The 8,537-nt window shown below is 65.2% G+C and carries 8 protein-coding genes; 7 read left to right on the top strand and 1 reads right to left on the bottom strand.

What is annotated here, in order from left to right; all coding sequences use genetic code 11:
* The first annotated feature begins 410 nt into the window (after positions 1-410).
* The 7 genes from AB4Y67_RS17650 (at position 411) to AB4Y67_RS17620 (ending at position 7,526) form a co-directional block, all read left to right on the top strand.
* Positions 411-956: a hypothetical protein gene (locus AB4Y67_RS17650; protein WP_441407053.1), complete on the top strand. Its 546-nt coding sequence runs from the start codon at positions 411-413 to the stop codon at positions 954-956.
* A 5-nt stretch (positions 957-961) separates the two neighbouring features.
* On the top strand, positions 962-2,101 hold the full coding sequence (locus AB4Y67_RS17645) for a DUF4331 family protein (RefSeq protein WP_441407052.1): 1,140 nt from the start codon (positions 962-964) through the stop codon (positions 2,099-2,101).
* Between the two features lie 2 nt (positions 2,102-2,103).
* A complete protein-coding gene (locus AB4Y67_RS17640; RefSeq protein ID WP_441407051.1) occupies positions 2,104-3,444 on the top strand; it encodes a Dyp-type peroxidase in 1,341 nt (446 codons plus the stop codon).
* Between the two features lie 26 nt (positions 3,445-3,470).
* Positions 3,471-4,337 (top strand): enoyl-CoA hydratase/isomerase family protein, encoded by an 867-nt coding sequence (locus tag AB4Y67_RS17635; RefSeq protein WP_441407050.1) that lies wholly within the window; start codon positions 3,471-3,473, stop codon positions 4,335-4,337.
* Between the two features lie 25 nt (positions 4,338-4,362).
* Positions 4,363-5,442 carry a sulfite oxidase gene (locus tag AB4Y67_RS17630; RefSeq protein ID WP_441407049.1) on the top strand — a complete coding sequence of 360 codons (1,080 nt, stop codon included), beginning with the start codon at positions 4,363-4,365 and terminating at the stop codon, positions 5,440-5,442.
* A gap of 141 nt (positions 5,443-5,583) precedes the next feature.
* A complete protein-coding gene (locus tag AB4Y67_RS17625) occupies positions 5,584-6,255 on the top strand; it encodes a GAP family protein (RefSeq protein ID WP_441407048.1) in 672 nt (223 codons plus the stop codon).
* Entirely contained in the window at positions 6,252-7,526 is a 1,275-nt protein-coding gene (locus AB4Y67_RS17620; protein WP_441407047.1) for a DUF2254 family protein, read from the top strand. The genes AB4Y67_RS17625 and AB4Y67_RS17620 overlap by 4 nt, the downstream gene beginning before the upstream one ends.
* 670 nt (positions 7,527-8,196) lie before the next feature.
* Here AB4Y67_RS17620 and AB4Y67_RS17615 read toward each other — a convergent pair.
* Positions 8,197-8,400 (bottom strand): hypothetical protein, encoded by a 204-nt coding sequence (locus AB4Y67_RS17615; protein ID WP_441407046.1) that lies wholly within the window; start codon positions 8,398-8,400, stop codon positions 8,197-8,199.
* Positions 8,401-8,537: the final 137 nt, after the last annotated feature.

Here is an 8,537-nt window from a genome sequence, read left to right as displayed (position 1 = left end):
AGCTAGAAGCCATCGCCACTGCCAAACAGGCTGCCCCCGTCAAACCCGCCGTGAACGAACGATGGAACCAACGCGCCAGCCGGAGGAATTCATCTGAGGCAACGACTGCACCTTCCCGGAGGTATTGACATGAGGCAACAGGCAGGTAGTACCGGACGCGATACCACAGGTGGCCCTTGTGACGTGGGTGTCACCGGCTGTGGAGGACCGTCCATAGGCAATCGTCAGGGTGCTCACGGAAGGCCAGTCCCACTCACCGCCGGCTCTAGTTGCCGGCCGGGGAACCCGCGGCCCCAGGCCGGGTCACAGACGTGACTGCCTAAGAGCGACGTGTCGAGTCATCCCCTTTGGGTGACGTGGCAGCTGCTAGGTCCTGACAGGCTTACCGAACACCAGGGAAGGATCACCGCATGACGACAGCGGCAACATCGACCGGTCCGGGCGTCAGCGTGGGCCCGACGAGTGAGTTCAGCCTGTTCTTCCGGGTAAAGCCCGGCGAGAGCGAATCGTTGCGGGTCGCGCTGGACGACCTGCAGAAGACCCCCGGCTACCGGCCAGGGGACTACGGAATGGCGATCACGACCATCCACGAGGCGCGGTTCGTGCTCTTCGACAACGACACCCGGCTCGCGTTCATCACTAGTTTCGACGGCACTTGGGACGCCTATATGGAGGATTTCTTCAACTCTGGACCGACGCTCGCGCTCTTCGATATTATTTTCCGGCATGCGGAGGGCTACGACGGTCTGCCCGACCTGGCCGCCGAGAAGGCATTTATTCTCGGCGCGCAGCGGAGTGCTGCTGCGTACGCGCGTAACTATCCGGGAACCGTGAAGGAGATCCGCAAGGCGCAACGGGTGACCGCGGCCTTCCAGCGCGTGCTCGACCACCCCGACGCCGCAGCAGCTCTGCAGCACCCCGCCCTGAAGCCCCTGCTCGACGAAGCCGGGGACTGACGCCCATGTCTGATCACATCTCGGGCCCCCGGGCGCTGGCCAACGCGATCGCCGACATCACGGATGTCTTCGCGTTTCCTAGCCCGGACCGGGCGAATCATCTGGTCCTCGTGATGAATACCCTGCCGTTCGCGAAGGTCTCCAACGCGTTCTCGGAGGGCCTCATCTACCGGTTCCGGCTGCGACCGCTCACGGCAAATGCGCCCGGCGATCGGGCGCCGTTCTCTGCCGGCCCCGAACATGGCGCCGAAGAGTTCGTGTTCGACTGCGTGTTCTCCCCGCCGACCAGCGCGGACGCGCACCCGTTCGAACAGGAGGGGACCTGCACCACGCCCTCCGGCGAGTCCGTCGCGTTCCGCGTCAATGACGAGGAGGGCGGGTCCGGACACGGCATGCGTGTCTTCGCAGGGGCGCGCTGGGATCCGTTCATCCTCGATGCTCCCGCGGCCCTGAAGACGGTCGCTACCGGCCAACTTGCCTTCGCTGAGCTCGGGGCGATCTACATGGACGGCAAGAACGTCCTCGGGCTGGTCGTCGAGATCGACACTGCACTGCTGGGGGGCGCCACGCTCGTCGGCGTCATCGCCGAAACGCTAACGCGGGGTACGTTCAACGTGCGTATCGAACGCGTCGGGCGCCCCGAGGTCAAGAACCTGATGCTCGGGCCCAAGCAGTTCGATCCGGTCAATCAAGACCTCGAGATCCGCGACCTGTACAACATGGAGGACGCGTTCCACATCCAGCACGGCTACGAAGGTGCCTACCGGGCACGGCTCAACGCCAACCTCGCCTTCTGGGACGGTCTCGACGGGAGGACCGACTGGCCGATCAACGGCAACGGCCATCCGCTGACCGAACTCGTCCTCGCCGACTACCTGGTCCTCGACCTCACCAAGCCCTACCAGGAGAAGGGCTCATTCCTCGAGATCGAACTCGCCGCCCGCCAGGGGCGGGCCCACGAGACCTGTGGCGGGCGGGCGATTAATGACGACGTCATGGATAAATTCTTCACGACGCTGATCAACGCCGGCAACGGTCCCGTTATCAGCGATGGAGTCGATCGGTCCTCCAGGCCGGCCTCGCGCAGCTTTCCCTACCTCTCCCCTCCCAACCCCAACCCGCCCGAGAAGCCGGAACACCACTGACCATGCCCGGCAACGACAGGGTCGCGCTCGAGCTCGACGACATTCAGAGCGGTGCACTGCACGAGCGGCCTTCGCCTTATGTCGGAGCGTACCTGCTGCTGCGCATCGATGACCGCGCCGCAGGGCGCGAACTCGTCCGGCGGCTGCAGGCGGTCGTCGACACGGGCAGGCCATCGCCCGACCCCGCACACGACGCATGGATGACCGTCGCGTTCACCTATCACGGGCTCGAAGCGCTCGGGGTACCGCAGAGCTCACTTGAGAGCTTCGCACCAGAGTTCCGCGAAGGGATGGCTGCGCGCGCAGCGCATCTCGGCGACGTCGGCGAGAGCGGCCCGGAGCATTGGGAGAAGCCCCTCGGCACGGCTGATGTCCACGTCGCCATCGCGGTGCTCTCACCCGATCTGGCCCGCCTCCAGGCCGTCGTCGTGAAGGCTCGCCGCGCCCATCAGGAGCTGGACGGCATCACGGTCCTCTGGCGTCAGGACTGTTACCAGCTCCCGACCGGGCGTACCTCGTTCGGCTTCAAGGACGGTATCGGCCAGCCGGCGGTCGAGGGCAGCGGCAGGCCGCCATCGAATCCGCACGAGCGGCCGCTCAAGGCCGGTGAGATCATCCTCGGCTATCCGGACGAGACGGGCGAGTTGCCGCCGATGCCGACCCCGGACATCCTGGGCCGGAACGGGACCTATGTCGTCTTCCGGAAGTTGCACACAAAAGTGGCCGCCTACCGGCAATACCTCCGCGCGAAGGCCACGGACCGGCAGGAGGAGGCACTGCTTGGCGCGAAAATGGTCGGGCGCTGGCAGGGAGGCGCCCCACTCGCGCTCTCCCCGGACCGGGACGACCCGGAGCTCGGCAGCGACCCCCAACGGAACAACGACTTCCTCTACGGCGACGATCCCCGCGGCTTCAAGTGCCCCGTCGGCGCCCACGCACGACGCGCGAACCCACGCGACGCACTCGACAACGATGGCAGCGTCAACGTCCGCCTGCACCGAATGATCCGGCGCGGCACGAGCTACGGACCGGCGCTTCCCGAAGGAGTGCTGGAAGACGACGGCGCCGACCGCGGCATCATCTTCGTGTTCGTCGGCGCCCACATCAAGCGCCAGTTCGAGTTCGTCAAGACCCAATGGCTCAACGACGGGATCTTCATCGGCGCCCCCAATGAAGCGGACCCCCTCGTCGGCTCGGGCGATGGCACGACCAGCTTCACTATCCCCCAGAGGCCGATCCGGCGCCGGCTGCAGCAACTTCCACCCTTCGTGATCACGCGCGGGGGCGAGTACTGCTTCGCCCCGAGCCTGGCGGCAATGCGCTGGCTGGCGGAGCTGCCATGACCCGCCTCGATGAAGGAGAGCACAACATGACTACCACCGCCGGGGGCACCGACCGCTGGAAGAAACTCGATTTCGCCCGGCCCTCCGCCGATGTCGCGGAACCGGAGTCCTCCGTCCTCCTCGACTACCGCAAGGACGACCAGATTGCCGTGATCACGCTGAACCGGCCGCACGCCGACAACGCCATCACGACCGAGATGGGCGCCCGGCTGACCGAAATTGTCGAAACGATCGCCGTCCGCACCGCAGTCCGGGTCGTCGTCCTCACGGGCGCCGGAGAGCGGGCCTTCTCCGTCGGCAGCGACCTGCGGCAGCGCAATCAAATGACCAAAGAGGACTGGCTGCGCCAGCGCCAGGCCTTCGATCGCACCCTGTACACCGTGAGGCAACTGCGCAAGCCGCTCTTCGCCGCCGTGAACGGGATCGCCTACGGAGGCGGATGCGAGCTCGCCCAGAGCTGCGACTTCATCATCGCCTCCACGAATGCCACCTTCGGGCAGCCCGAAGCGATGATCGGACTCTCCGCCGGCGGCGGCTCCCCGGTGTTCCTGCCGCGTCTCCTCGGATCCGGAAGGGCCATGCAAATGCTCATGACAGGGGACCCGATCACGGCGGCCGAAGCGCACCGCCTCGGCATGGTCAACGAGGTCCATGGCTGGCGCGAGTTGGCGGACGCGGCGCAGCGGATTGCGGAAACGATCGCGAGCAACTCCCCGACGGCGGTACAGGCCGTCAAACGGGCCGTCCAACTCGGGGAGGGCCAGCCCGTGGAGCAGGCAATCGCCATCATGATGGAAGCGCACTGGCGCTCGGCGCTCCATCCCGACCGCATCGAAGGCATCGGCGCCTTCAACGAAGACCGCGAACCGGTCTTCCGCGACGCTGACTACTGATCAGGACCCACGAGGAGGATTAGCCATGGAAGTAACCGACGATCTCCATGCCGCGCGTGCCGCGCTGCAGATGATCAACCCGGCCCCGTACAACGCCGAAGCGCCCCCCGCGGCCCTCGCCAGCGAAATCACCCCCACCGAGCTCCACTACGTCCGCAGCAACTTCGCACTGCCCGCCCACGACGGAACGCTCGAGATCGGCGGCGCGGTGGACCACCCCATGACACTGACGCTCGATGAGCTACGGGCCATGCCGGCGCACGAACGGGCGGTCACGCTCGAATGCGCCGGGAACGGGCGACTGGAAATGCGTCCGCTGCCCACCGGTGAGCCCTGGGGTGACTACGCCGTATCGACCGCGCGCTGGAAGGGCGCCTTCCTGCACGAAGTACTGGCACAGGCGCATCCGGCCACCAACGGCGTCGACGTGCGCTTCGAGGGCGCCGACCACGGCGCCTACCACCTCACCCCGGTGCTCGCCGACACCAACAAGGACAACCTAAGTTTCGCCCGCGCACTCCCCCTGGCTCACGCCGCCGATCCGGCCGCAGAGATACTCATCGCGTACGAGATGAACGGCGATCCCCTGGGCCAGGACCACGGGTCGCCCTTCCGACTCATCGTCCCTCACTGGTACGCCGTGGCCTCCGTGAAGTGGCTCAAACGAATCGACATCCTGACCGAGGCATTCGTCGGGGAGTTTCAGACCGGACATTACATGTACGAATGGGCAGACCGGCCACCGGAGCCCGTCGACATCATGCACGTACGGGCCCGCATCACCGCTCCGGCCGCCGGATCCACCATCGCCGCCGGCACGCATACAGTACGAGGCAAAGCCTGGTCCGGTACCGGCCCGGTGACAGGCGTCGATGTCAGTCTCACCGGCGAAGGCGAGTGGTACGCGGCCACCCTCAAGCCCCCGTCAGGCCCATACCATTGGCAGGAATGGTCCTTCGACTGGGAAGCCAACGACATCGGACGCCACACCCTGCGCGTCAGGGCCAAAGACGCGGCTGGAAACGTTCAGCCCGACGTCCCGCCCTGGAACCGGCTCGGCTACGGCAACAACGCCATCGAGGTCATCTACATCGACGTCATCTGACCCCGAGGCACCGCTTTCACCGTGCGTGGCTGGCGAAGTCATCAGGCGGGGCAGCTACAGTTGCCACGCCGAACCTGGCCGCGGCTCGGCCTCTTATCGAGCTGTCACCGAGTGCCTCCGCCCGCGCGAAGGGAAGCCTGCATGGGACCCGTAATCGGGGAAATTCTCCCGTTAGCGCTCGGCATTGCGATCAGCCCCGTCCCGATAATCGCCGCGATCCTCATGCTCCTGTCCCCACAAGCGAAGGGGGTGAGCGTAGGCTTCCTCGCCGGCTGGGTCGTCGGCATCATCGTCACCGTCGTCATCTTCACCCTGCTCAGCGGCCTCGTTCCCGACGAGAACCCGGACGCTTCCAAGCCGATCGCGGGGACCATCAGGATTCTCCTGGGCACCGGACTTCTCGTCCTCGCAGCCACGCAATGGCGGAGGCGTCCGGTACCCGGCGAGAAGGCTGCACTTCCCAATTGGATGGCGGCCATCGATACCGTGACCACCGGGCGCGCCACCTTTCTCGGCTTCCTTCTCGCAGCGGCCAACCCTAAGAATCTTCTGATGGCCATCGGAGCCGGGGTCGCCATCGGCGCCGGCGGACTCACCCGCGCCGAAGAAGCCCTGGCAATCGCCGTTTTCTTGCTCATCGCGGCCAGTACTGTAGCAATCCCGGTGATCGCGTACGTCGTCGCGTCCAGACGGATGACTCCGCCGCTCGAGTCGCTGCGTGACTGGCTCGTGACGAATAACGCGACAGTCATGACGGTCCTTCTGCTCGTGCTCGGCATGGTGGTCATTGGTAACGGGATCGGCAGCCTATGAAGCGAATGCAAATTTTCACCCGACAGCGCCGTGGCGAGATGAGCGGCCGATACGGCGCGGGGAACCCGTTCTCGTCTCGCGGAACCCCCCGGCGGTTGCTCCGTGCACGGCGCCGACTGCGTGCCGGCCTTGCCCAACTGTTCTGCGCGCTGGCCGGACTGGCCCTGGGCCTTGCGCTCCCCCGTGTCTCCGGTGGACCAACAGTGGAGGGAAACCGACTCTCCGAGCTACTTTTCACCCTCGGTATCGGGGTGATCGGCGTGGTCAGCATTGTCTTCGCGCTGCTCTTCGGCGTGGTGCAATGGTCCGCCAGCAGCTTCTCGCCACGGTTGAACCTTTTCCACGGCGACCCTCTCGTGTGGCGCACCTTCGCATTGGCCGTCGGCGTCTTCATCTTCGCCATGACTGCCGGTGTGGTCAGCATCAACTTGGCCGAGGTGACCGCGCTCGTACCGGTCACAGCGATCCTCGCCACTCTTGTCACCTTTGCGCTGATCCGGGCCCTGCAGATTCGAGCATTTCTGTCCCTCAAGCTGGAATCCGTGCTGGAGGCCGTAACCTCACGCGGCCGCGCCGTCATCGCCGCTGTATACCCGATGCGGGCCGACCCGAAAAGCGCGACAGAACCGTCCTCGCAGCTGCCGGAGCTGCGGCGCACCGTTACTTGGGACGGCGTGCCCGGTGTCGTTCAGCAGCTTGAGCTACGGCGGCTCATTCATGAGGCCAGGCGAGCAGATGCGTTGGTGGTGTTCTGCGTCGGTGTGGGAGACACCGTGCACGATGACTCGCCGCTGGCCGACATCCACGGAGGTGAGCTGAGCGACCACGTCGTGCGGGCGGCCGTGGTGCGCAGCGCCGAACGGACCTTCGACCAGGACCCGACGCTGGCCTTCCGGTTGCTCGCCGACATCGCGCTTCGGGCCATGTCCCCCTCCGTCAACGATCCGGCGTCCGCCGTGGACGCAATTGACGCCACCGAGGGGCTGCTGCGGGCGCTGGCGAAGAGGGAACTGGCAGTCGCGGACATGATTGATGCGGCCGGTGATACACGGGTCCGACTGGTGCTGCCCAGCTGGGAGGACTACCTGCGCATCGCTGTCGAGGATCTTTTGCAGTTCGCGACACCCTTCACCATGGTGCTCGATCGCCTGCGGCGGTTGCTGGCCAATGTGCTCGAGATCTGGCCTGCCTCTCAGGCTCCCCTCCTCCAGCTCCAGCTCCAAGTGAACGCCGCCCTGCTCGCAGCACAGCCGCAGGCGCCCCGAGAATGACTGGTCCCGCAGCAGATACACGGTGATGAGGACGTCGACCAGCAACCGACCGAACTTTCCGCAACTCTATGCGCTAATCACGATCACTAGTGGCAGTTCGTCGTCCCGGTGACGACAGGCAGCAGGACGCTCTGCCGTAGATGCGGCGTAGACATGAGCGGCAGAAGTCGAAGAAACACCGACGGGCACAGCAGATGCGACCCGCGCACCTTGTAAATGAAAAGTAAGTAGTTCAGCCATTCATCGCGCACTGTTAGTCCGCTGTCCTGACAGCTACTTCCTCGTCTTTGAAAATGTCCCGACCCGATACATGCCGCCAGATGACGTGGTCGAGCCGACTCGGCTCCGTTGGATAAAGCTCGGCCACTTTCTTGATCAGCGCAGGAAGGGTTGGGCAGTCAGCAGCTGAAGTGACATCGCTCCCACGCGGAACGGGCTGGAAGCTCAGCCCTCAGGGTAAATTGGCGCATCGGTCATCCTGTACGCAGGTGGACGCAGTCTCTAGCTGCGCTTCATACCTTTCTAACCCCTTGAATATTGTTCTTCCGGGTGTAACCCGTTATGAATAACCTGAGTGGGCCGAACTGTTCTTGCTGGATCGGCGGAGGATCAGGAGTCCGAAGATGCGTGGGATGACGTCGCCGCCGGCCTTCGGAGTCCATCGCCAGGCCTACTCACGGCCGCCCAGCGAGAGGGTGATGACCCCGAGAATGTGGTGGATGTTCAAGTGCCACGATGATGCGCCGCGCAGCCCCAAGGCAGCCAAGCCGACGCCGAAACGCGTGGCGACGACGCCCTGTGCTGCTGTGACGGCGGGGTTGGCGACGAAAGCGGTGCCGGTGAGGCCCACTACTCCCACGAACGCAGAGGACAACGGCGTGGTCCTGATGGATCTCCATCGGGCGACGCTTTTCGAGAACAGTCCGTGGAACAACAGATCCTCTGGCGGCCTTCCCCTTCGTCTTCAGTACCTTGGCGACCGTCCGCGGCCACCACTGGAGATTGGGTACA

This window comes from Arthrobacter sp. YAF17, assembly GCF_052113365.1.
Classification (GTDB): Bacteria; Actinomycetota; Actinomycetes; order Actinomycetales; family Micrococcaceae; genus Arthrobacter.
Note: the sequence above shows the minus strand (reverse complement) of the source record. Positions and strands in the feature narration are given on the sequence as shown.

What these genes read in the sequence shown, in the direction of transcription:
- AB4Y67_RS17650 (WP_441407053.1), top strand. Translation starts at nt 411, where the DNA reads ATGACGACAGCGGCAACATCGACCGGTCCGGGCGTCAGCGTGGGCCCG.
- AB4Y67_RS17635 (WP_441407050.1), top strand. Translation starts at nt 3,471, where the DNA reads ATGACTACCACCGCCGGGGGCACCGACCGCTGGAAGAAACTCGATTTC.
- AB4Y67_RS17630 (WP_441407049.1), top strand. Translation starts at nt 4,363, where the DNA reads ATGGAAGTAACCGACGATCTCCATGCCGCGCGTGCCGCGCTGCAGATG.
- AB4Y67_RS17625 (WP_441407048.1), top strand. Translation starts at nt 5,584, where the DNA reads ATGGGACCCGTAATCGGGGAAATTCTCCCGTTAGCGCTCGGCATTGCG.
- AB4Y67_RS17645 (WP_441407052.1), top strand. Translation starts at nt 962, where the DNA reads ATGTCTGATCACATCTCGGGCCCCCGGGCGCTGGCCAACGCGATCGCC.
- AB4Y67_RS17620 (WP_441407047.1), top strand. Translation starts at nt 6,252, where the DNA reads ATGAAGCGAATGCAAATTTTCACCCGACAGCGCCGTGGCGAGATGAGC.
- AB4Y67_RS17640 (WP_441407051.1), top strand. Translation starts at nt 2,104, where the DNA reads ATGCCCGGCAACGACAGGGTCGCGCTCGAGCTCGACGACATTCAGAGC.